Raw genomic sequence first — 1,104 nt, 5'->3', positions numbered from 1 at the left:
CCTGAATTCATAGAATAACTGCAGCACTTTGGATCATACGGTAGAGGCAGGAGGGCCAGCAGCGGTACCCTCTCCGCCTTACCGACCAAAGTGAAGCAGAGTATGGGATACCGACAACTGACCCAGGCACAACGATATCAAATTTTTGCCCATAGGGATGTAGGATTGAGCCAACGTCAGATTGCTCAACAGCTTGGCATTCACAGCAGTACCGTGAGCCGTGAGCTGAGACGTAATTCGGGTGCCAAGGGATATGAACCCGCACAAGCGCAGCGTTACAGCGATCAGAGACGCCGCTCCGCCTGGAAGTGGACAAAGCAACTCCCTAGCCTGATCAATGCCGTAGCTGACAGGCTTAGAGAAGAGTGGAGTCCAGAGCAGATTAGCGGTTTTATGGCGCCGTTGACGGGGATAGGAGTTAGTCATCAATGGGTCTATTCGCTGATCTGGGACGATAAGGCCAAGGGTGGCGATTTGTGGCGACACCTCCGCCAGCCCAAGCGTCGCAGTAAACATCGTGCCCATGCCAAAAGTGCAGGACTAGGCAAGATTCCTAAGCGTGTGGGGATAGAGCATCGGCCACCTGCTATCGAAAAACGCCTCACCATCGGTCACTGGGAAGGCGACACGGTGCTTTATGGGCACAAGCAAGCGGGGATAGTGACGTTGGTAGAGCGACGAAGTGGCTACTTGTTGGCGGCACGTCTGCCAAAGGTAACGGCAGAACTAACGCAGAGAGCCATGGTCCGTTTACTTAAGCCTCGTCGGGGCGCGGTGAAGACGATCACGCTAGACAATGGCTCGGAGTTTGCAGACCACGAGACGGTCGCAAAAGCGGTTAGCGCCTCCGTGTATTTCTGTGATCCTTACTGTTCAGGCCAGCGTGGGACAAACGAGAACACCAACGGCCTGATCAGGCAGTATTTTCCGAAAGGTACAGACTTCCGGAAGGTGACTAATGCAGAGCTGCGACGCGTTGTTCACAAGCTGAACGATAGACCCAGAAAGCGGCTGGGATATCGAACCCCAGCCCAGGTGTTTTTAGGAGAATATTCAGGAGCACTAGAAACCGCAGGTGCTGCACTTATTAGTTGAATTCAGGAC

General features: G+C 53.7%; 1 protein-coding gene. It reads left to right on the top strand.

Annotated features, from left to right (window positions below; genetic code table 11):
* Positions 1-102 precede the first annotated feature (102 nt).
* Positions 103-1,095 (top strand): IS30 family transposase, encoded by a 993-nt coding sequence (locus ACT3T6_RS17670; RefSeq protein WP_193054299.1) that lies wholly within the window; start codon positions 103-105, stop codon positions 1,093-1,095.
* The last annotated feature ends 9 nt before the right edge of the window (positions 1,096-1,104 follow it).

The sequence above is a fragment of the Halomonas sp. 72 genome (assembly GCF_052379785.1).
GTDB lineage: Bacteria > Pseudomonadota > Gammaproteobacteria > Pseudomonadales > Halomonadaceae > Vreelandella > Vreelandella citrativorans.
Note: the sequence above shows the minus strand (reverse complement) of the source record. Positions and strands in the feature narration are given on the sequence as shown.